The organism is Pseudomonas sp. TUM22785, from assembly GCF_028198105.1.
In the GTDB taxonomy this organism is placed as follows: Bacteria; Pseudomonadota; Gammaproteobacteria; order Pseudomonadales; family Pseudomonadaceae; genus Metapseudomonas; species Metapseudomonas solani.
The window spans coordinates 2,858,517-2,880,843 of the sequence record NZ_CP116239.1; the positions used below are offsets into that span (position 1 = coordinate 2,858,517).

A 22,327-nucleotide genomic window follows, 5' to 3' on the forward strand; every position below is an offset into this window, starting at 1 on the left:
CCAAGGGCCGCCACCGCTCAAGGGCGCGCCATCGCTGCGGTAAGGAATGGGTAAATAGGCGGTAAAGAGACTTTGCCTATGGGCGCCGAGTGCTTATCGTGCACGCTCTCGCACAGACCGACCCTGAATCATGTCCTCGATACAAGACTCGCGCCCCCGTCCTTCCCGCAACTGGCTGATCATCACCCTCTGCCTGGCCGCCCTGGTGGCGCTGGTGTGGTGGTTCTGGCCGGCCTCGTCCAAGCACCCGGAAGGGGAGGCGACCCGCACCCGACCCGGCCCCGCCGGCATGGCGCGCCCGGGCTTCGGCGCGTTCGGTGGGCCGGTGCCGGTGCGCGTGGCGGCCGCCAGCGAAGGTGACTTCCCGGTGTTCTACAAGGCACTGGGCACGGTGACCTCGCTGAACACGGTGAACGTGCGCAGCCGGGTCAACGGCGAGGTGATGAAGCTGGCCTTCGAGGAAGGCCAGCAGGTGAAGGCCGGCGACCTGCTGGCGGTGATCGACCCGCGCCCCTATGAGGTGGCGCTGCAGCAGGCCGAGGGCACGCTGCTGCAGAACCAGGCGCAGCTGAAGAACGCCGAGATCGACCTGGCGCGCTACCGCGGCCTGTACGCCGAGGACAGCATCGCCAAGCAGACCCTGGACACCCAGGAAGCCCTGGTGGGCCAGTACAAGGGCACGGTGAAGGCCAACCAGGCCGCGGTGGCCGATGCCAAGCTCAACCTCAGCTTCACCCAGGTGCGCGCCCCGGTGTCCGGCCGCGTGGGCCTGCGCCAGGTGGACCTGGGCAACCAGGTGAGCTCCGGCGACACCACGCCGCTGGTGGTGATCACCCAGACCAAGCCCATCAGCGTCACCTTCACCCTGCCGGAGAACCAGCTGCCGGCGGTGGTCACGCGCTTCCGCGCGGGCAATGCCCTGGCGGTGGAAGCCTGGGACCGTGGCGACACCCTGAAGCAGGCCGAGGGTGTGCTGCAGAGCCTGGACAACCAGATCGACACCGCCACCGGCACCCTGAAGTTCAAGGCGCGCTTCGCCAACGAGGACGAGACGCTGTTCCCCAACCAGTTCGTCAACGTGCGCCTGCTGGCCGACACCCTGAAGCAGTCGGTGCTGATCCCGTCCGCCGCCGTACAGTTCGGCAGCCAGGGCACCTTCGCCTACGTGATGGACGGCGACAAGAAGGTGCGCGTGCAGGCCCTGGAAACCGGCCCGAGCGATGGCGAGCGCACCGTGATCAAGGCCGGGCTCAAGGTCGGCGAGCGCGTGGTGCTGGAAGGCACCGACCGCCTGCGCGACGGCAGCGAGGTGGAAGTGGTGCACGACAGCGACCAGGTGCCGACCCAGCCCAGCGAGCAGTTGCAAGGCGCGGACAAGGGCGCCGAGAAGGGCGGCAAGGCTGAAAAAGGCGGCGTATGAACATCTCCCGCCTGTTCATCCTGCGGCCGGTCGCCACCACGCTGAGCATGCTGGCGATCCTCCTCGCCGGCCTGATCGCCTACCGCCTGCTGCCGGTTTCGGCGCTGCCGGAAGTGGACTACCCGACCATCCGCGTCATGACCCTGTACCCGGGCGCCAGCCCGGATGTGATGACCAGCGCCGTGACCGCGCCGCTGGAGCGCCAGTTCGGGCAGATGCCGGGGCTGACGCAGATGTCGTCCACCAGCTCCGGCGGCGCCTCGGTGATCACCCTGCGCTTCAGCCTGGAGGTGCAGCTGGACGTGGCCGAGCAGGAGGTGCAGGCGGCCATCAACGCGGCCAACAACCTGCTGCCCAACGACCTGCCGGCGCCCCCCGTCTATAACAAGGTCAACCCGGCCGACACCCCGGTGCTGACCCTGGCGGTGAGCTCCAAGACCCTGCCATTGCCGCAGCTGCACACCCTGGTCGACACGCGCATGGCGCAGAAGCTGTCGCAGATCAGTGGCGTCGGCATGGTCAGCATCGCCGGCGGCCAGCGCCAGGCGGTGCGGATCAAGGTCAACCCGGAGGCGCTCGCCGCCAACGGCCTGAACCTGTCCGACGTGCGCTCGCTGGTGAGCGCCTCCAACGTCAACCAGCCCAAGGGCAACTTCGACGGCCCGACGCGCACCTCGATGCTGGACGCCAATGACCAGCTGAAGTCGCCGGAGGAATACGCCAACCTCATCCTCGCCTACCAGAACGGCGCGGCGCTGCGCCTGAAGGACGTCGCCGAGATCGCCGAAGGTGCGGAGAACGAGCGCCTGGCCGCCTGGGCCAACCAGAACGAGGCGGTGCTGCTGAACATCCAGCGCCAGCCCGGCGCCAACGTCATCGAAGTGGTGGACCGCATCCAGGAGCTGCTGCCGAAGATGACCGCCAACCTGCCGGCGGGCCTGGACGTGGTGGTGCTCACCGACCGCACCCAGACCATCCGCGCTTCGGTCACCGACGTGCAGCACGAGCTGCTGATCGCCATCGCCCTGGTGGTGATGGTGACCTTCCTGTTCCTGCGCCGGGTCAGCGCCACGCTGATCCCGTCCATCGCCGTGCCGCTGTCCCTGGTGGGCACCTTCGGGGTGATGTACCTGGCCGGCTTCTCGGTGAACAACCTGACGCTGATGGCCCTGACCATCGCCACTGGCTTCGTGGTGGACGACGCCATCGTCATGCTGGAGAACATCGCCCGCCACCTGGAGGAGGGCGCCACGCCGCTGGAGGCCGCGCTCAAGGGCGCCCGGCAGATCGGCTTCACCCTGATCTCCCTGACCTTCTCGCTGATCGCCGTGCTGATCCCGCTGCTGTTCATGGCCGATGTGGTGGGGCGGCTGTTCCGCGAGTTCGCCATCACCCTGGCGGTGGCCATCCTGATTTCCCTGGTGGTGTCGCTGACCCTGACGCCGATGATGTGCGCGCGGCTGCTCAAGCCCGAGCCGGAAGAGAAGGAGCAGGGCCGCTTCTACCGCGTCAGCGGCGCCTTCATCGACGGCATGATCGAACGCTATTCCCATGGCCTGCGCTGGGTGCTGCGCCACCAGGCGCTGACCCTGCTGGTGGCGGTCGCCACCCTGGGCCTGACCGTGGTGCTCTACCTGGCGGTGCCCAAGGGCTTCTTCCCGGTGCAGGACACGGGCGTGATCCAGGGCATCACCGAGGCGCCGCAATCGGTGTCGTTCCGCGCCATGAGCGAGCGCCAGCAGCGCCTCGCCGAGCTGGTGCTGAAGGACCCGGCGGTGGCCAGCCTGACGTCCTATATCGGCGTCGACGGCGACAACGTCACCCTCAACAGCGGGCGCATGCTGATCAACCTCAAGCCCCATGGCGAGCGCGACCTCACCGCCAGCGAGGTGATCCAGCGCCTGCAGCCGCAACTGGACAAGCTCAGCGACATCCGCCTGTACCTGCAGCCGGTGCAGGACCTGACCATCGAGGACCGGGTCAGCCGCACCCAGTTCCAGTTCAGCATGGAGTCCCCCGACGCCGACCTGCTGCGCGAGTGGACCGGCAAGCTGGTGGACGCGCTGAGCCAGCAGCCGGAACTCTCGGACGTGGCCAGCGACCTGCAGGACAAGGGCCTGCAGGTGTACCTGGACATCGACCGCGACATGGCCGGGCGCCTGGGGGTGGAGATTTCCGCCATCACCGACGCGCTCTACGACGCCTTCGGCCAGCGGCAGATCTCCACCATCTTCACCCAGGCCAGCCAGTACCGCGTGGTGCTGGAGTCCGCCACTGGCGACCGCATCGGCCCGCAGGCGCTGCAGCAGCTGCGCGTCGCCGGCACCGACGGCGTGCAGGTGCCGCTGGCCACCCTGGCGCGCATCGAGGAGCGGCAGACGGAGCTGGCGATCAACCACATCGGCCAGTTCCCGGCGGTGAACCTGTCGTTCAACCTGGCCCCCGGCGTCGCCTTGGGCGAGGCGGTGGCGGCGATCGAGCGGGTGCAGCAGGAAATCGGCATGCCGGAAGGCATCCAGACCCGCTTCCAGGGTGCGGCGGCGGCCTTCGAGGCCTCGCTGTCGAGCACGCTGCTGCTGATCCTGGCGGCGGTGGTGACCATGTACATCGTCCTGGGCGTGCTCTACGAGAGCTACATCCACCCGGTGACCATCCTCTCCACGCTGCCCTCGGCGGGCGTCGGCGCCTTGCTGGCGCTGCTGCTCTCGGGCAACGACCTGGGCCTGATCGCCATCATCGGCATCATCCTGCTGATCGGTATCGTCAAGAAGAACGCGATCATGATGATCGACTTCGCCCTGGAGGCCGAACGCCACCAGGGCATGAGCCCCGAGGACGCCATCTACCAGGCCGCGCTGCTGCGCTTCCGGCCGATCCTGATGACCACCCTGGCCGCGCTCTTCGGCGCCGTGCCACTGATGCTCGCCACCGGCTCCGGCGCCGAACTGCGCCAGCCCCTGGGCCTGGTGATGGTCGGTGGTTTGCTGGTCAGCCAGGTGCTGACGTTGTTCACGACGCCCGTGATCTATCTCGCCTTCGATCGGTTGTCGCGGCGCTGGAACCGCCAGGCCACCGGGGAGGTGGTGTGATGGGCGTCAGCGGCAAGCCGCAAGCCACAAGCTGCAAGTGGTCGTGTGCGGCTGATGAGGCCGGTGTTGGCCTGCTCTTTTCTTGCGGCTTGAAGCTTGCCGCTTGGAGCTGCGTTCAGCCATGAACCTCTCTGCCCCGTTCATCCACCGCCCCGTCGCCACCATGCTTCTGAGCCTGGCCATCATGCTGCTGGGCGGCATGAGTTTCGGGCTGTTGCCGGTGTCGCCGCTGCCGCAGATGGATTTTCCGGTGATCACGGTGCAGGCGAGCCTGCCCGGGGCGAGCCCGGAGATCATGGCGTCCAGCGTGACCACGCCGCTGGAGCGTTCGCTGGGGACCATGTCCGGCGTCACCCAGATGACCAGCCGCACCAGCCAGGGCTCGACGCGGATCATCATCCAGTTCGACCTGGACCGTGACATCAACGGCGCCGCCCGCGATGTGCAGGCGGCGATCAACGCTTCGCGCAACCTGCTGCCCAGCGGCATGCGCAGCTTGCCCACCTACAAGAAGGTCAACCCGTCCCAGGCGCCGATCATGGTGCTGTCGCTGACCTCCGATGTGCTGGAGAAGGGCCAGCTGTACGACCTGGCCTCGACCATCCTGGCCCAGAGCCTGTCCCAGGTTAAGGGCGTGGGTGAGGTGCAGATCGGTGGCAGTTCGCTGCCGGCGGTGCGGGTCGAGCTGGAGCCGCAGTTGCTCAACCAGTACGGCCTGTCCCTGGACGACGTGCGCAGCCGCATCGCCGCCGCCAACCAGCGCCGCCCCAAGGGCGCGGTGGAGGATGACGCGCGGCATTGGCAGGTGGGCGCCAACGACCAATTGGAGAAGGCCGCCGACTACGCGCCGCTGATCCTCCGCTACCAGGAGGGCTCGGCCCTGCGCCTGGGCGATGTGGCACGGGTCCGCGATGCGGTGGAAGACCGCTACAACAGCGGCTTCTTCAACGACGAGAACGCGGTGCTGCTGGTGATCAACCGCCAGGCCGGCGCCAACATCATCGAGACCATCGAAAGCATCAAGGCGCAGCTGCCGACCCTGCAGGCGGTGCTGCCGGCCAGCGTCAAGCTGAACCAGGCGATGGACCGCTCGCCGGTGATCCGCGCCACCCTGCACGAGGCCGAGCGCACCCTGCTGATCGCCGTGGTGCTGGTGATACTGGTGGTCTACCTGTTCCTCGGCAGCCTGCGCGCCTCGCTGATCCCGGCGCTGGCGGTGCCGGTGTCGCTGGTGGGCACCTTCGCGGTGATGTACCTGTTCGGTTTCTCCCTCAACGTGCTGTCGCTGATGGCGCTGATCCTCGCCGCCGGACTGGTGGTGGACGACGCCATCGTGGTGCTGGAGAACATCTCGCGGCACATCAACGACGGCATGCCGCCGTTCAAGGCGGCGCTGCAGGGCACCCGCGAGGTGGGCTTCACCCTGCTGTCGATGAACCTGTCGCTGGTGGTGGTGTTCGTTTCCATCCTGTTCATGGGCGGCATCATCGACCGCATGTTCCGCGAGTTCTCCCTGACCCTGGCGGCGGCCATCCTGGTGTCGCTGCTGGTGTCGCTGACGCTGACCCCGATGCTCTGCGCGCGCTGGCTCAAGCCCCACGTGCCGGACAAGGACAGCCGCATGCAGCGCTGGAGCGAGGCCATCCACGAGCGCATGACCCGGCTCTACGACGTGACCCTCGGCTGGGCCCTGCGCCACCCGCGCCTGACCCTGCTCAGCCTGTTCATCACCATTGGCCTCAACGTCGCGCTCTACGTGATCGTGCCCAAGACCTTCCTGCCGCAGCAGGACACGGGGCAGCTGATCGGCTTCATCCGTGGCGACGACGGCCTGTCGTTCAGCGTGATGCAGCCGAAGATGGAGATCTTCCGCCGCGCCGTGCTCAAGGATCCGGCGGTGGAGAGCGTCGCCGGCTTCATCGGTGGCAGCGGTGGCATCAACAACGCCTTCATGATCGTGCGCCTGAAGCCGATCAAGGAGCGCAAGCTGTCGGCGCAGAAGGTCATCGAGCGCCTGCGCAAAGAGATGCCCCTGGTGCCCGGCGGCCGGCTGATGCTGATGGCCGACCAGGACATCATGACCGGCGGCTCCCGCGAGCAGCGCAGCTCCCAGTACGAGTACGTGCTGCAGGCCGAGGACCTGGGCGACCTGCGCACCTGGCTGCCCCAGGTGACTGCGGCGCTGAAGTCGCTGCCGGAGCTCACCGCCATCGACGCGAAGGAAGGCGAGGGCGCCCAGCAGGTGACCCTGAAGGTGGATCGCGAGACGGCCAAGCGCCTGGGCATCGACATGAACATGGTCACGGCGGTGCTCAATAACGCCTACAGCCAGCGGCAGATCTCCACCATCTACGACAGCCTCAACCAGTACCAGGTGGTGATGGAGGTCAACCCGAAATACGCCCAGGACCCGGCCACCCTCGAACAGGTGCAGGTGATCACCGCCGACGGCCAGCGCGTGCCGCTGTCGAGCTTCGCCAGCTACGAGCGCAGCCTGGAGGAGGACCGGGTCAACCACGAGGGCCAGTTCGCCTCGGAGAGCATCTCCTTCGACCTGGCGCCGGGCGTGAGCCTGGACCAGGCCACCGTGGCCATCGAGAAGGCGGTGGCGGCCATCGGCATGCCCAGCGCCGTGGTCGCGCGCCTGGGCGGCACCGCCGACGCCTTCGCCGACACCCAGCAGAACCAGCCGTGGATGATCCTCGCCGCGCTGGTGCTGGTGTACCTGGTGCTGGGCATTCTCTATGAGAGCTACATCCACCCGCTGACCATCCTTTCGACGCTGCCGTCAGCGGGGGTGGGCGCGCTGCTGACCATCCAGCTGCTGGGCGGCGAGTTCAGCCTGATCTCGCTGCTGGGGCTGTTCCTGCTCATCGGCATCGTCAAGAAGAACGCCATCCTGATGATCGACCTGGCCCTGCAGCTGGAGCGCAACGAGGGCCTGTCGCCGGCGGAGTCGATCCACCGCGCCTGCCTGCTGCGCCTGCGGCCGATCCTGATGACCACCCTGGCCGCCATCCTCGGTGCGGTGCCGCTGCTGATCGGCGGCGCCGAGGGCGCGGAGATGCGCCAGCCGCTGGGCGTGACCATCATCGGCGGCCTGGTGCTGAGCCAGATCCTCACCCTTTACACCACCCCCGTGGTCTACCTGTACCTCGACCGCCTGCGCCATCGCTTCAACCGCTGGCGCGGCGTGCGTACCGACGCTTCGCTGGAGACACCGCTATGAGTCCGCAAACCCGCCGTCTTTTCCCGGTGCTGGCCCTGGCCATCGCCCTGGCCGGTTGTGCCATCGGGCCGGATTACCAGCAGCCCGACCATGCCGTGCCCGCCCGCTTCAAGCACGCCGAAGGCTGGAAGGCCGCCGCGCCCGCCGATGCCCTGGCCCGTGGCGCCTGGTGGGAGCTGTACGGCGACGCCACCCTCAACGACCTGCAAAAGCGCCTGGAAACCTCCAACCAGACCCTGGCGCAGTCCGTCGCCCAGTTCCGCCAGGCCCAGGCGCTGGCCCGTGGCGCGCGTGCCTCGTTCTTCCCTTCGGTGAGCGCCAACGCCAGCAAGACCCGCTCCGGCCAGGGCGGGAGCAGCAGCACCGTGCGCCTGTCCGATGGCTCCACGGTCACCAGTGGCGGCAGCGGCGGCATCTCCAACAGCTACAGCGCCACCCTCGGCGTGAGCTGGGAGCTGGACCTCTGGGGCAAGCTGCGCCGCCAGCTGGAAGCCGACAGCGCGAGCATGCAGGCCAGCGCCGCCGACCTCGCCGCCGTGCGTCTGAGCCAGCAGTCCGAGCTGGCGCAGAACTACCTGCAACTGCGGGTGATGGACGCGCAGAAGCGCCTGCTGGATGCCACGGTGCAGGCCTACGAGCGCTCGCTGAAACTCACCGAGAACCAGTTCCGCGCCGGCATCGTCACCCGCGCCGACGTGGCCCAGGCGCGCACCCAGCTGAAGAGCACCCAGGCCCAGGCCATCGACCTCAAGTACCAGCGCGCGCAGCTGGAGAACGCCATCGCCGTGCTGATCGGCGTGCCGCCGGCCGAGTTCGACCTGGCCGAGGTGGACAGCGTCCCAAGCCTGCCCCAGGTGCCGGCGCTGGTGCCTTCGCAGCTGCTGGAGCGCCGCCCGGACGTGGCCTCGGCCGAGCGCAAGGTGATCGCCGCCAACGCGCAGATCGGCGTTTCCAAGGCCGCCTACTACCCGAGCCTCAACCTCAGTGCCACCGGCGGCTACCGCAGCGGCGGCCTGAGCGACTGGATCAGCACGCCGAACCGCTTCTGGTCCATCGGCCCCGAGTTCGCCCTCAACCTGTTCGACGGCGGCCTGATCCGCTCCCAGGTCGACCAGGCCGAAGCCAGCTACGACCAGACCGTGGCCAGCTACCGGCAGACCGTGCTCGACAGCTTCCGCGAGGTGGAGGATTACCTGGTCCAGCTCAGCGTGCTGGAAGAGGAGAGCGGCGTGCAGCAGGAGGCCCTGGAGTCCGCCCGCGAGGCCCTGCGCCTGGTCACCAACCAGTACAAGGCCGGCCTGCAGGACTACAGCAGCGTGGTCTCCAGCCAGGCCACCGCCCTGTCCAACGAACGCACCGTGCTCAGCCTCACCGGCACTCGCCTCACCGCCAGCGTCCAGCTCATCGCCGCCATGGGTGGCGGCTGGGAACAGGCCCGGCTGGAGCAGGTGGATTCCGACGACGAAGGGCAGCCGGCGCCCTGAGCGGGGCGGCTGGCGCGTTGCCCTGCATCCTGCCCGTAGGATGGGTAGAGCGAAGCGAAACCCATGCTGTTGTGCGGTGACCCAATGCCTCTGTGCATGGGATCGGCTTCGCTCGGTGGATGAAAAGAGCGCCATCCACCCTACGCCACGGGAAGGTGGGTTTGTCGCGGATGCCCCTACAGGTCTGCGCCATCCGGGCTGAGAAGCCTGACCAGGCGCTCTTCCAGCTCGCGGCCGGCGCTGCCTTGGCCGGGGCGGCTGTAGAGGGCGAGGCGTACGCCCTGGATGTCGGGCAGGCCGCTGCTGGCGTCGAGCACGCGGTGCTGGGTGGTGGCGATGCGCAGGGGCAGCAGGCTGATGCCGAGGCCGGCGGCGACGGCGGAGCAGACGCTGGCGAGGCTGGCGCTGGAATAGGCGATGCGCCAGCGGCGGCCCTGCACGTCGAGGCCGTGGAGCATCTCGTTGCGGTACAGGCCGCCGGCGGGGAAGGCCACCAGGGGCAGGGGCTCGCGGCCCAGCACCGGGTTGTCGCGGCTGTCGAACCAGCCCATGGGCTCCGGCCAGGAGGCGAGGCAGTCGTCGCTGTCGCCCATCTGCTTGACCAGCAGCAGGTCGAACTCACCCCCCTGCCAGGCACGGCGCAGGTCCGGGCCGAGGCCGCTGGTGACCTCCAGGCGCGTGCCGGGGTGGTTGGCGGCGAAGGCGGCCAGCAGCGGCATCAGGCGTTCGGCGGCGAAGTCCTCGGGCACCCCCAGGCGCAGCACACCGGCGCTTTCCAGGTCGCCCATGGCGTCGCGCGCCTCTTCCTGCAGGGCGAGCAGGCGCCGCGCATAGCCCAGCAGGCGCTCGCCTTCGACCGTGGCCACCACGCGGCGCTGGCTGCGGTCGAGCAGGCGGCAGCCGGCGTCGTCTTCCAGGCGGCGCAATTGCTGGCTGACGGTGGATTGGGTGAGGTGCAGGCGCTCGGCGGCGCGGGTGAAGTTGCCGCAGTCGGCCACTGCCACGAAGCTGCGCAGGAGTTGCGGGTCGAACATGGAGTCATGCCCTCTGCCACTGGTTTGCATGGTCATATTTAATTTCAGAATACCTGGCCGGCTGGACATAATCCGCAGGTTTTCCTCACCTTCGGAGCGATTTCCATGACGGATGACCAGGCATTCCTGCAGCGGGCGGTGGAGCTGGCCCGCGCCAACGTCGAACGCGGCGGCCGGCCTTTCGGCGCGCTGCTGGTGAAGGACGGTGACGTACTGGCCGAGGCGGTGAACGAGATCCACCTCAGCGGCGACCCCACCGCCCACGCCGAGTTGCTGGCCATGCGTGCCGCCAGCCAGAGCCTGGGCCCGCGCCTGGAGGGCTGCGTGATCTACGCCAGCGGCCAGCCGTGCCCGATGTGCCTGGCCGCCATGCACCTGAGCGGGGTGAGCCGCGCGGTGTTCGCCATCGCCAACGAAGAGGGCGAGCCCTTCGGCCTCTCCACCGCCGCCATCTACCAACAGCTGGCGCTGCCCCTGGCGCAGCAGCGCCTGCCGGTGCGGCACCTGCCCCAGGCGGGCGCCACCACGCTCTACCAGCGCTGGAAGGACCTGCATGCGCAAGGCTGAAACCCGCACCCCGCTGGTCGCCTGGCTGCTGCTGGTGGCCCTGGGCCTGAACCTGCGGCCGATTCTTGGCTCGGTGAGCCCGCTGCTGGGCGAGATCCGCGCGGCCACCGGCTTGAGCTTCCAGGGCACGGCGCTGCTGACCACGCTGCCGGTGATCTGCATGGGCCTGGTGGCCCTGGCGGCGGTGCGCCTGGAAGCGCGCCTGGGTGAGCGACGTGGCGTGGCCATCGGGCTGGCGTTGATCTTCGGTGCCTGCCTGGCCCGCTGGCTGTGCGACCAGGGCGGCGCGCTGCTGGGTACGGCGTTGCTGGGTGGCATCGGCGTGGCGCTGATCCAGGCACTGGTGCCGGCGGTGATCAAGCGCCAGTTCGCCGGTCGCGTGGCCTTGGCCATGGGGCTGTATTCGGCGTCGCTGATGAGCGGTGGCGGGCTGTCGGCCTTGCTCAGCCCGGTACTGGCCGGGCATTTCGGCCACTGGCAGGCGGGGCTGGGCTTCTGGCTGGTGCCGGCGGCCCTGGCCTGGGCGTTGTGGCTGTGGCTGCCCATGGCGGGCAGCGCGGCACCGCGCGTGGCGGGCGGCGGGCCGAGGTTGCTGGGAGACCGCCGCGCCTGGACGCTGGCGCTGTACTTCGGGCTGATCAACTGCGGCTACATGAGCATGGTGGCCTGGCTGCCGGCCTTCTATCAGCAACTGGGCTGGAGCCCGACCCGCAGCGGCTCCCTGCTGGCCTTCATGACGGTGTTCCAGGTGCTGGCCGCGTTGGTGATGCCGGCCCTGGCCCAACGCAGCGTGGACCGCCGCCCGCTGCTGACGCTGTGCCTGGTGGCCCAGGCGGTGGGCTTCGCCGGGTTGGTGTGGATGCCGCAGCAGCTGACCCTGCTGTGGGTGGCGCTGATCGGCTTCGGCCTGGGCGCGTGCTTTGCGCTGAGCCTGATCCTCACCCTCGACCATCGCCGTGACCCGCGCGAAGCGGGGCAACTGGCAGCCTTCGTGCAGGGCATCGGCTTCCTGATCAATGCGGTGTCGCCCTGGCTGACGGGCTGGCTGCGGGAAGTGACGGGCAGCTTCACCAGCGCCTGGGTGGTGCTGGTGGTGATGGTGCTGGCGATGCTGGCGCTGACCCGGGTGTTCAGCCCGGCCAGCTATGGGATGGCGCCGGGCGGCGAAGTGCCGGCCCGGGCCTGAGGCGGGTTACTGCGACTGCTTGCGGTTGACGACCTGCGCGGCCTTGACGATGTCGGCGCCGATCTCGGGGGTGAACTGCTCCCACACCGGCTGCATGGCGGTGCGCCAGGCTTGGCGTTCCTCGGGGCTGAGGGAGACCAGCTGGGTCTTGCCGCTACTCTGGATGCGCTGGCGGTCGGCCTGGTTCTGCTGCTCGGCGGCGTGGTTCACCGCAAAGGTGACCTCATCGATGATGGCTTCCAGCTCGGTGCGGGTCTTGTGCGGGATGGCGTACCAGGTGCGCGCGTTGCTCACCAGCATGTAGTCCAGCACACCGTGGTTGGTTTCCATGATGAAGGGCTGAACGGTGTTGATCTTCTGGCTGTAGAGGTTGGACCAGGTGTTCTCGGTGCCCTGCACCTTGCCGCTTTGCAGCGCCGCGAAGGCTTCGGCAAAGGGCATCGGCACGGCCTTGGCGCCGAGCTGGGCGAACTGCGCCTCGAGTACGCCGGAGGCCTGGATACGGAATGCCAGGCCGCGGGCGTCGGCCGGTGTGTGCAGGGCGCGGTTGGCCGACATCTGTTTCATGCCGTTGTGCCAGTAGGCGAGGCCGATGATGCCCTTGTCTTCCATGGAGCGCAGCAGTTGGCGGCCCTTGGCGCGCTTCTGGAAGCGGTTGACGGCTTCGAGGTCGTCGAACAGGAAGGGCAGGTCGAAGATCTGCAGCTGCTTGGTGTACTGGTCGAACTTGGCCAGCGATGGGGCCAGCAGGTCCACCTTGCCGTCCGCCAGGGCTTGCAGCTCGTCGGCGTCGCCGAACAGCGTGGAGTTGGGGTAGACCTCCACCTTCACCTGGTTGCCGAGGCGCTCTTCCACCAGCTTCTTGAACAGGAGCGCGCCCTGGCCCTTGGGCGTGTCGTCGGCCACCACGTGGGAGAAGCGCAGGGTAATGGGGGCTTCCTCCGCAGCGGCGGCGAAACCGGTGGGCAGAGTCAGTGCGCAGGCCAGGACGGCGATGTACTTCTTGATCATTGATGTCCCTTTCTTGTTATCGGGCAGATAAGTGCACCTTCGCGGGTTAGCGAGGGCGGCAGGCGCAGTGGCGCCCATCGGGGGCGTCCGGCTACGGCCTTGTCGTTATGGTAGTTCCCGCTTCGGCAGTTTGCCGGGGCGGTTTCGGGCAGGGGGCTGGCGGGTGGCCATCGACTGCGACGGACCGCCGATTATCTCCCAGAGCGGCCGCTCCAATGAGCGGAGCACTGCTCAGTTCTGGCAAATAGCCGGTGGCGCGGGTGACGTGTCGTCGGCTGGCTGCGTCGACGGCGCCCCTGGCGGATGACCGGCATCACGGCCGCGACCCCGCCAGCTATACCCAGTGGAGGCCCGGCCTGCCTGAAGTCGCCGTGGCCTCCCGGAGGGAATCCATGCCGCACCCTGCCAGAACCGCAATCGTCACGGGCGCCTCCCGAGGGATAGGGGCCGCCATCGCCCGACGCCTCGCCGCCGACGGCTTCCAGATCGTCGTCAACTATGCCGCCCGTCCCGAGGCCGCCGAACAGGTGGTGCGCTCGATCATCCAGGCCGGAGGCCGGGCGTACGCCATCCTCGCGGACGTCAGCGACCCGGCGGCGGTGGCCGTGCTCTTCGACCAGACCGAGCTGGAGTACGGCGGGGTCGATGTGCTGGTGAACAACGCCGGGATCATCCAGCCCGGCCTGGTGGACCTGGCCGATACCAGCGAGGCGCTGTACGACCGGATCTTCGCGGTCAACACCCGCGGCGCCTTCAACACCATGAAGCTGGCCGCGCAGCGCCTGCGCGACGGCGGGCGGATCGTCAACTTCTCCACCAGCGTGGTGGGCCTGGCGCTGCCGGGCTACGCCGCCTATGCCGGCTCCAAGGCGGCGGTGGAGGCCATGGGCCGGGTGTTCGCCAAGGAGCTGCGCGGCCGCGGCATCACCGTCAACTGCGTAGCGCCGGGGCCGACCGCCACCGAGCTGTTCCTCGACGGCAAGGATGCGGAAACCGTGGCGCGCCTGGCCAACCTGGCGCCCTTGCAGCGCCTCGGCCAGCCGGAAGACATCGCCGGGGTGGTGGCCTTCCTCGCCAGCGAGGAGGGCGGCTGGATCAACGGCCAGACGCTGCGGGTCAACGGCGGCATCGTCTGAGCTGACCTGCCTGCCCTTTCAGCAAAGCGAGGAAAAACCCCGGCAAGCCCTGTACAGTCGCGCCGCAATATTCGCTGCCGCTCGTCATTGAGCGCGCGGCGGGTGGTCGATCGATACGGGGTGCAGGGAGTGGTTGCATGGTGAAGGGAAGCAAGGCGCTGCTGTGGGGCCTGGCGCTGATGATGGGCGGCACGGGCGCTGCCGAGGCGGCGTCGCAGCTGCTCTGCGGCATGCGTTGGTCGAGCGCCAACGAGGCGGTCGACCAGCGTCTGGGTGGCGATTGCATGCTGGTGACGGCGAAGGGGGCGCTGCAGGTGCCGCAGCTGTTCCAGCAGGTGGGCGGCGGGTTGCAGGCCGGGCGCTTCGCCTTCAAGCGCGACGAGCTCTGGGGCTATGCCGATGACGCGGGGCGGGTGCTGGTGGCGCCCGGCCTGAGCATTGCACGGCCCTTTGTCGAAGGTCGGGCGATGGTTTGCCGCGAGGAGGCCGAGCGGCGCTTCTGTGGCTACCTGGGCCTGGATGGCAAGCCGGCGTTCCCCTTGGTCGAGGGGCTGTATTTCCTCCGTGACTACCGTGGCGGCCAGACCCTGGCGGCGCCCGATGGCGGCCGGGGCAATTTCATGATGGACAGCGCCGGGGTGCGCCAGGAACTGGGGGCCAGCGCGGCCGGCCGTTGCAATACCTGGGTGCTGGAGACCCGTTCCGCCCGCGCCCTCGGGCGCCTGCCGGCGGATGGGCGGCTGCCGGTGCCGGGGGCCGATGCACAGCACCCGCTGGGCGATTGCGCCCAGGCGCTGGAGGCGGTGCCGCCCCTGGAACTGGACCTGCCGGCGCTGTTCAGCGAGTGGCTGCACCTGCAGATCACCCGTGTGCACCCCTTGAACGAAGGCGTGCGGGTGATGGCGACGGACGGGCCCTGGGGCTGGGGCCTGCTGGATGAGCAGGCGAAGCTGCTGTTCGGCCCGGCGCCTAGGTTGTACAGCGAGCCGCTCGACCTGAGCCTGCGCGAGGGCCTGCTGCCGGTGCGGCTGCCCACCGGGGAGAACCTGGGGCAGGTGCAGTCGCCGAGCACGGTGCGTTTCATGGCGGTGGACGGCAGCTACCCGCTGCCGGGGGATTTCGAGGATGCCCACGGCTTCCACGAGGGCCTGGCGGCGGCGCGTTCGTCGCAGAATCACCTGTGGGGCTTTATCGATCACCAGGGAGCCTGGGTGATCGCCCCGAGCTACCCGGCAGTGATCGACGATTTCGATGAGGGGCGGGCGGTGGTGACCCTGCCGCTGCCCTACGAGCGCAGCGTCGAGGCGCTGATCGACCGCAGCGGGCAGGTGCTGGCCCGTTACGACGAGCTGCTGGCGCGCCATTTCCCCGACCCGCAGCTGGAGCAGTTGCCGGGGCCGCTGCCTTTCCTGCCCTGCATGCTGAACGGTGCGAACTACCTGTCGCCAGAAGAACGGCGGGTGGCGCTGGAGGGGCAGGGCGGTGACTGGGCGGGCCTGTGTGTGGACGATCAGTTGCGGGCGAAGGCGCAGCAGATGGCGGTGCGCTTGCACGGCAGCCTGGCGCCGGAGCGCTCGATCCTGCAGTGGTCCGCTGCCCTCGATGCCTGGCTGGCGCGCTTGCGGGCCTGCAAGGCCGACACCGGCTGCCAGCGGGCGCTGCTGGACGAGGGACTGAGCGACCCGCGCTGGGCGCAGCCGGTGGCTTCGGAAGGCGGCATGGCCTTGCCGGAACTCCCGGGCGAGGTGCCGGAGGCGCTGCAGCAGCGCCTGCGTCAACAGGTGGCGCAGTCGGGCAACTACTCGCCCGAAGACGAGGACATGGGCGATGGCTGGGGCAAGGCGAGCCTGGGGTTCGGCCGGGTCGACCTGGGCGAAGGCCGGCCGGGCGTGCTGGTGTCGCAGAACGTGCAGCGCAGCAACGCCCTTTGGCTGTTCGCGGTGAATGACCCAGGCGAGCCGCAGCTGCTGCTGGAAGGGCAGGGCATGCTCGGCGCGGTGAGCGGGCCGCTGAGCCAGGGCCATGTGCCGGTGCGCCTGTATGCGGACCAGGGGCAGGGGGTCTCCGACTGGCGCTTCAACGGCTCGACCTATGTGCTGGAGGCGTCCTGCTGGCAGGCCTGGGGCGTGGATGTGCTGCTGAGCTACGACTGCCAGCCCGCCGGCCTTGACTCAGGGCGCTAGCGGGAACTCCAGCACGAAGCGCGTCCAGCCACCGGCTGATTCGCAGCGGATGGCGCCGCCGTGGGCGTGGACGATGGAGCGGGTGATGGCCAGGCCGAGGCCGGCGTGCTCCGCCTGGCCTTCACGGCGCGCCGGGTCGCCCCGGAAGAAGCGGTCGAACAGCCGCGGCAGCAGTTCGGCGGGGATCGGGGTGCCGTCGTTGGCCACTTCCAGGCGCACCTGGCCGGCGTCCTGCTGCACCAGGAGCTGGATGCGTCCGCCCGCCGGGGTGAAGCGCAGGGCGTTGTCGATCAGGTTGGACAGGGCACGGCGCAGCAGGGCGCGGTCGGCCGGCAGGCGGGCGTCGCCCTGGCGGCTGAGGGTGACCTGGCCATCCTCGGCCAGGGGCGCGAAGAATTCCGCCATCGCGTCCAGCTCGGCCCCCAGCTGCAGGGGCTCCAGGCGGGTGGCGAGCAGGCCGTGCTCGGCCTTGGCCAGGAACAGCATGTCGTTGACCATCTGCGCCAGGTGCTGCAGCTCTTCGAGGTTGGAGTGCAGCGCTTCGCGGTAGGCGTCGCCGTCACGGGGCTGGGCGAGGGTGACCTGGGTCTGGGTGAGCAGGTTGGACAGCGGCGTGCGCAGCTCGTGGGCGATGTCGCTGGAGAAGGCCGAGAGGCGCTGGAAGGCGTCGTCGAGGCGGCCGAGCATGGCGTTGAAGGCCTGGGTGAGGCCGGCCAGCTCGGCGGGCAGCCGGTCGTCGGCCAGGCGCGTGGTGAGCGAGCTGGCGGAGACGCCGGCGGCGACTTCGGTCATCCGCCGCAGGGGGCGCAAACCGCTGCGCACGGCCCAGGCGCCGAGCAGGGCGGTGGCCAGGGCGCTGAGGCCGACGGTGAGCCAGATCAGCCGCTGCATGCGTTCGAGGAAGTGCTGGTGGTGGGTGATGTCCAGGCGCAGTTCCAGCCGGGGCGATTGCGCGCGCTGCGGTTCCAGGGGCGCGTCGAAGCGGCGCCAGGCGGTGTCGCCGTGGCGGTCATGGCCGGCGCCGGAGACGGCCTGGCTGTCGAACCAGGGTTCGCCGTCGGCGCCGAGGATGCGCAGGGCCAGGTCGGGGTGGCGTTCCAGCTCGGTGCGCAGCTCGTCTGCATGGCGGCCGATGGCTTCGGCGTTGCGCGCCGGGCCGAGGATGCTGCGGAACACCTCGACCTTGCCGGCCAGCAGTTGCTGGTCGAGTTCGACGAAGTGCGCGGCGCTGGCGCGGTCGAAGAGCAGGCCGGCGATCAGCGAGACGGCGGCGGTGCAGGCGGCGAACAGCAGGCTGAGGCGGGCGCCGAGGGACAGGCGGCGCATCAGGCGTCCCGCGCCTCGAGCACGTAGCCCATGCCGCGCACGGTGTGGATGAGCTTGGTCGGCCAGGCGTCGTCGACCTTGGCGCGCAGGCGGCGGATGGCGACCTCGATGACGTTGGTGTCGCTGTCGAAGTTCATGTCCCAGACCTGCGAGGCGATCAGCGACTTGGGCAGCACCTCGCCGTGGCGGCGCAGCAGCAGTTCCAGCAGGGCGAATTCCTTGGCGGTGAGGTCGATGCGCTGGCCGTCGCGTTCCACCCGGCGGCGCAGCAGGTCGAGGCGCAGGTCGGCCAGTTGCAGGCTGGTGTCCTGCTGGCCGGTGGCGCCCCGACGCAGCAGGGTGCGCACCCGGGCCAGCAGTTCGGCGAAGGCGAAGGGCTTGACCAGGTAGTCGTCGGCGCCCTGTTCCAGACCGCGCACGCGGTCTTCCACGGCGTCGCGGGCGGTGAGGAACAGCACGGGTATCTCCAGGCCGGCCTCGCGCAGGGCGCGCAGCACCTGCCAGCCGTCGCGGCCGGGGAGCATGACGTCGAGGATCACCAGGTTGTAGTCACCGGTGAGGGCCAGGTGCTGGCCGGCGATGCCGTCGCTGGCGAGGTCGGCGAGGAAGCCGGCTTCGCCCAGGCCCTGGCGCAGGTAGTGGCCGGTCTTGGGTTCGTCTTCGACGATCAGGAGTTTCATGGAGTACTCGTAGCGGGGAACGCTTGCTTTATACCGCGCCGGCGGCTGTCGGTGGCGCAAGCTGACAAAGTTGTAATGTCGCGGTCAGCCAGGCGCCAGCCTGGGGTGCTTAAGGTGGCGTCATCGTCACTCAAGGAGCGCCTTATGAAATCCTCTCTCATCGCCCTGGCCCTGGGCCTGTCCTTCAGCCTGCCGGTACTGGCCGGCACCCCAGCCGGCGGCTACGCCTTCGGTCACCCGGGCAAGGCCGCCGAGGCCGATCGCACCGTGGAGATCACCCTCGGCGACATGTATTACGAGCCGGCCAGCCTGGAGGTGAAGGCGGGCGAGACGGTGCGCTTCGTGCTGAAGAACACGGGCGGCCTGCTGCATGAGTTCAACCTGGGCGACGCCGCCATGCATGCGGCGCACCAGAAGGAAATGCTGCAGATGCAGCAGATGGGCATGCTCACCCCCACCGGCATGAACCACGACATGGGCCAGATGGACCACAGCAAGATGGGCCACGACATGGCCAGCATGGACCATGGCGCGATGATGAAGCACGACGACCCCAACAGCGTGCTGGTGGAGCCGGGCAAGACCGCCGAGCTGACCTGGACCTTCAGCGCCACCACCGGGCTGGAGTTCGCCTGCAACATCCCCGGCCATTACCAGGCGGGGATGGTGGGCAGCCTCAAGGTCACGCCATGAAGCGGGTGCTGATCGGCGCGGGGCTGCTGGCCCTGGCCGCCAACGCCCTAGGTGGCAGCTATGACCTGGTGATCGATGAGGGGCAGGTCGAGCTGAGCGATGGCCGCCGGCCGGCGCTGACCATCAACGGCCAGTCCCCCGCCCCGGAGTTGCGCTTCAAGGAGGGCGAGGAGGTGGAGATCCGCGTCACCAACCGCCTGGACCGCGACACCTCGCTGCACTGGCACGGGATCATCCTGCCCTACGACCAGGACGGCGTGCCGGGCATCAGCTTCCCCGGCATCAAGCCCGGGCAGACCTTCACCTACCGCTTCCGCCTGCAGCAGTCGGGCACCTACTGGTACCACGCCCACAGCGACTTCCAGGAACAGGAGGGGTTGTACGGGCCACTGGTCATCGAGCCCCGGGCCCGCGAGCCGTACCGCTACGACCGCGAATACACGGTGATGCTGTTCGACTGGCAGGACGAGAAGCCCGAACGCACCCTGGCCAACCTGAAGAAGGACGCCGAGTACTACAACGACCAGAAGCTGACCATCGGGGATTTCTTCCGCGATGCCGCTCGCGATGGCGTCTGGGCGACGCTGAAGGACCGCTGGGCCTGGGGCGACATGCGCATGTCGACGACCGATATCGCCGATGTCAGCGGCTTCCGCTTCCAGGTCAACGGCCGCGACACCGAACAGAACTGGACGGCGCTGTTCAAGCCCGGCGAGCGGGTGCGCCTGCGCCTGATCAACGCCTCGGGCATGAGCTACTTCGACCTGCGCATTCCCGGCCTGCCGATGACCGTGGTGCAGGCTGACGGCAACGACGTGTTGCCGGTGACGGTGGACCGCCTGCGCATGGCGGTGGCGGAAACCTATGACGTGATCGTGCAGCCGACCGAGGACCGCGCCTATTCGCTGCTGGCCGAATCCATGGACCGGCGCGGCCTGGTGCGCGCCACCCTGGCGCCGCGCGAGGGGATGGCCGGCGAGGTGCCGCCCCTGGGCGCGCCGCGCCGCCTGACCATGGCCGACATGGGCATGGCCCACGACATGGGGGATATGGGTGACATGGCAGGCATGGACCACAGCACCATGGCCGGGATGGACCACGCCGCAATGGGCCACGGGATGCCATCGGCGCCGGCGGGCAACCCCGACTACGCGCCGGGCAGCGGCGTGGCGCCGGAGGCCGAGGGCGGGCGGGTGCTGGTCTACGGTGACCTCAAGGCGATGCGCCCGGACGCCCGCTACCGCGCGCCGGACCGCACCATCGAGCTCAAGCTGACCGGCAACATGGAGCGCTACTTCTGGTCCTTCGACGGGGTGAAGTATTCGGAGGCCGAGCCGATCCGCCTGCGCTACGGCGAGCGGGTGCGCTTCCGCTTCGTCAACCAGACGATGATGAACCACCCCATGCACCTGCATGGCATGTGGATGCAGCTGGACAAGGGCAACGGGCGGCTCAACCCGCTCAAGCATGTGGTGAACGTGGCGCCCGGCAGCACCTTGGAAGTGGATGTGCCGGCCGACGCCATCGGTGAGTGGGCCTTCCACTGCCACCTGATCTACCACATGGCCAGCGGCATGTTCCGCAAGGTGATTGTCGAGGCGCCCGACGGCAGCAGCCGTTCCCTGGGCGACGCGATGGAGATGGACAGCAAGGGGGAGGCCGCTCATGCGCAGCATTAAGTGGGGATTGCTGGCGGCATTGGCCAGCCCGGCGGCGCTGGCGATGGACATGGACGCCATGCCCGTCGGCTACTTCGGCTTCGATCGCCTGGAGAGCCGTTTCCACGGCGACGACGCCCAGCTGGCCTGGGAGGCGGAGGGCTGGTACGGCACCGACTTGCACAAGCTGGTGCTGAAGAACGAAGGCGTGCGCGATGCCGGCGGGCCGACCGTGGACAGCGAGACGCAGCTGCTCTATCGGCGCATGGTCAGCGACTTCTTCGACTGGCAGGCGGGGCTGCGTTACGACGACCAGCCGGGGCCTTCGCGCAGTTACGGGGTGCTTGGCATCAAGGGCCTGGCGCCGCAGTGGTTCGAGGTGGAGGCGAACCTGTTCCTCAGCGAGCGGGGCGACCCCTCCCTGCGCCTGGAGGCGGAGTACGAGCTGCTGCTGACCCGCAGCCTGGTGCTGGAGCCGCGCCTGGAATACGACCTGGCCCTGGCCGACGACCACGACCTGGGGCGCGGCGCTGGTGGCAGTACGCTGGAGACCGGGCTGCGCCTGCATTGGCGGCTGGCGCCGGACTTCTCGCCCTACGTCGGCTACGAGTGGGAGCGCACCTATGGGCGCAGCGGCGATTGGCTGCGACAGGAGGGCGAGGCGGACGAGGAGGGGGCCTGGGTGGTGGGGCTGCGCGCCTGGTTCTGAGCGGGCGCCGCGCGGGTTTCGCGGCGGGTGGCGGCCTGTATACAATTGCCGGGTTTTCCCGCTCAGGTCGCCTTCCTCATGCAGCATCCCGCCGAACACTCGCCGCTGGGCAAATCCAGCGAGTACATCAGCACCTACAGCCCGCAACTGCTGTTCCCCATCTCCCGCGTGGCGAAGTGGAACGAGCTGGGGCTGACGGCGGAGACCCTGCCTTATAAAGGCGTGGATTTCTGGAACTGCTATGAGCTGTCCTGGCTGACCCCGTCCGGCAAGCCGGTGGTGGCCATCGGCGAGTTCGCCATCCCGGCGGCCTCGCCGAACATCATCGAGTCGAAGTCGTTCAAGCTTTACCTCAACTCGCTGAACCAGAGCGCCTTCGCCAATGCCGCCGAGCTGGTGGCGGTGCTGGAGAAGGACCTGTCGGCCGCCGCTGGCGCGCCGGTGCAGGTGCGCGTGCGCAGCCTGGCCGAGGTGGAAGCCGAAGGCGTGGCCCGCGCCGCCGGGACCTGCATCGACGACCTGGACGTGGCCATCGCCAACTACGAGCACCCGCAGCCGGAGCTGCTGCGTGCCGATGCCGGCGAGGTGGTGGAAGAGGCGCTGCACAGCCACCTGTTGAAGTCCAATTGCCCGGTCACCAGCCAGCCGGACTGGGGCACCCTGGTGGTGGAGTACAAGGGCGCGCGCCTGGATCACGCCAGCTTCCTGGCCTATATCGTCAGCTTCCGCCAGCACTGCGACTTCCACGAGCAGTGCGTGGAGCGCGTCTTCCTCGACCTGCAGCGCCTGCTCAAGCCGGAGTACCTGACGGTGCATGCCCGCTACGTGCGCCGGGGCGGGCTGGACATCAACCCCTACCGCAGCACCCACGAGCTGGCACCGGACAACGGGCGGTTGGCGCGGCAGTAGGCGGTCCATTTTC

At 68.9% G+C, this 22,327-nt stretch carries 16 protein-coding genes; 12 read left to right on the forward strand and 4 right to left on the reverse strand.

Going from position 1 to position 22,327, the window contains the following annotated elements; genetic code table 11:
* Positions 1–127 precede the first annotated feature (127 nt).
* From PI990_RS13210 to PI990_RS13225, 4 genes are all read left to right on the forward strand, one after another.
* Complete coding sequence (locus PI990_RS13210) at positions 128–1,420, forward strand: MdtA/MuxA family multidrug efflux RND transporter periplasmic adaptor subunit (protein ID WP_373874017.1); 1,293 nt, start codon at positions 128–130, stop codon at positions 1,418–1,420.
* Positions 1,417–4,509, forward strand: coding sequence for an MdtB/MuxB family multidrug efflux RND transporter permease subunit (locus PI990_RS13215; protein ID WP_271660890.1), 3,093 nt, complete (start codon positions 1,417–1,419; stop codon positions 4,507–4,509). Before PI990_RS13210 ends, PI990_RS13215 begins: the two co-directional genes overlap by 4 nt.
* A 121-nt stretch (positions 4,510–4,630) precedes the next feature.
* The gene (locus tag PI990_RS13220; protein ID WP_271660891.1) at positions 4,631–7,738 is read left to right on the forward strand and encodes an efflux RND transporter permease subunit; all 3,108 of its coding nucleotides are present in this window, start codon (positions 4,631–4,633) and stop codon (positions 7,736–7,738) included.
* Entirely contained in the window at positions 7,735–9,222 is a 1,488-nt protein-coding gene (locus tag PI990_RS13225) for an efflux transporter outer membrane subunit (RefSeq protein ID WP_271660892.1), read from the forward strand. Before PI990_RS13220 ends, PI990_RS13225 begins: the two co-directional genes overlap by 4 nt.
* Before the next feature lie 176 nt (positions 9,223–9,398).
* On the opposite strand, the gene PI990_RS13230 is transcribed toward PI990_RS13225, so the two are convergent.
* Positions 9,399–10,256: a LysR family transcriptional regulator gene (locus tag PI990_RS13230; protein ID WP_271660893.1), complete on the reverse strand. Its 858-nt coding sequence runs from the start codon at positions 10,254–10,256 to the stop codon at positions 9,399–9,401.
* 105 nt (positions 10,257–10,361) lie between these two features.
* Between PI990_RS13230 and PI990_RS13235 the strand changes: the two genes are divergently transcribed.
* Both PI990_RS13235 and PI990_RS13240 read left to right on the forward strand, forming a co-directional pair.
* The gene (locus PI990_RS13235; protein ID WP_271660894.1) at positions 10,362–10,823 is read left to right on the forward strand and encodes a nucleoside deaminase; all 462 of its coding nucleotides are present in this window, start codon (positions 10,362–10,364) and stop codon (positions 10,821–10,823) included.
* Complete coding sequence (locus tag PI990_RS13240) at positions 10,810–12,009, forward strand: CynX/NimT family MFS transporter (RefSeq protein ID WP_271660895.1); 1,200 nt, start codon at positions 10,810–10,812, stop codon at positions 12,007–12,009. Before PI990_RS13235 ends, PI990_RS13240 begins: the two co-directional genes overlap by 14 nt.
* Positions 12,010–12,015: 6 nt before the next feature.
* Here the strand turns inward: PI990_RS13240 and PI990_RS13245 are convergent, their stop codons facing one another.
* Positions 12,016–13,020, reverse strand: coding sequence for a TRAP transporter substrate-binding protein (locus tag PI990_RS13245; protein WP_271660896.1), 1,005 nt, complete (start codon positions 13,018–13,020; stop codon positions 12,016–12,018).
* 392 nt (positions 13,021–13,412) lie between these two features.
* Between PI990_RS13245 and PI990_RS13250 the strand changes: the two genes are divergently transcribed.
* Positions 13,413–14,156, forward strand: coding sequence for an SDR family oxidoreductase (locus PI990_RS13250; RefSeq protein ID WP_271660897.1), 744 nt, complete (start codon positions 13,413–13,415; stop codon positions 14,154–14,156).
* 137 nt (positions 14,157–14,293) lie between these two features.
* On the forward strand, positions 14,294–16,339 hold the full coding sequence (locus PI990_RS13255) for a WG repeat-containing protein (protein WP_271660898.1): 2,046 nt from the start codon (positions 14,294–14,296) through the stop codon (positions 16,337–16,339).
* Here the strand turns inward: PI990_RS13255 and PI990_RS13260 are convergent.
* Positions 16,328–17,665: a heavy metal sensor histidine kinase gene (locus PI990_RS13260; RefSeq protein WP_043241571.1), complete on the reverse strand. Its 1,338-nt coding sequence runs from the start codon at positions 17,663–17,665 to the stop codon at positions 16,328–16,330. The two genes, PI990_RS13255 and PI990_RS13260, sit on opposite strands and share 12 nt — an antisense overlap.
* Complete coding sequence (locus PI990_RS13265; RefSeq protein WP_271660899.1) at positions 17,665–18,345, reverse strand: heavy metal response regulator transcription factor; 681 nt, start codon at positions 18,343–18,345, stop codon at positions 17,665–17,667. Before PI990_RS13265 ends, PI990_RS13260 begins: the two co-directional genes overlap by 1 nt.
* Before the next feature lie 144 nt (positions 18,346–18,489).
* Between PI990_RS13265 and copI the strand changes: the two genes are divergently transcribed.
* The 4 genes from copI (at position 18,490) to queF (ending at position 22,314) form a co-directional block, all read left to right on the forward strand.
* Positions 18,490–19,038, forward strand: a complete 549-nt coding sequence (gene copI, locus PI990_RS13270; protein WP_271660900.1) for a copper-resistant cuproprotein CopI — start codon at positions 18,490–18,492, stop codon at positions 19,036–19,038.
* Positions 19,035–20,717 carry a copper resistance system multicopper oxidase gene (locus PI990_RS13275; RefSeq protein WP_271660901.1) on the forward strand — a complete coding sequence of 561 codons (1,683 nt, stop codon included), beginning with the start codon at positions 19,035–19,037 and terminating at the stop codon, positions 20,715–20,717. Before copI ends, PI990_RS13275 begins: the two co-directional genes overlap by 4 nt.
* Positions 20,704–21,405 carry a copper resistance protein B gene (locus PI990_RS13280; RefSeq protein WP_271660902.1) on the forward strand — a complete coding sequence of 234 codons (702 nt, stop codon included), beginning with the start codon at positions 20,704–20,706 and terminating at the stop codon, positions 21,403–21,405. Before PI990_RS13275 ends, PI990_RS13280 begins: the two co-directional genes overlap by 14 nt.
* A 78-nt stretch (positions 21,406–21,483) precedes the next feature.
* Positions 21,484–22,314 (forward strand): NADPH-dependent 7-cyano-7-deazaguanine reductase QueF, encoded by an 831-nt coding sequence (gene queF / locus PI990_RS13285; RefSeq protein ID WP_021219137.1) that lies wholly within the window; start codon positions 21,484–21,486, stop codon positions 22,312–22,314.
* Positions 22,315–22,327 lie beyond the last annotated feature (13 nt).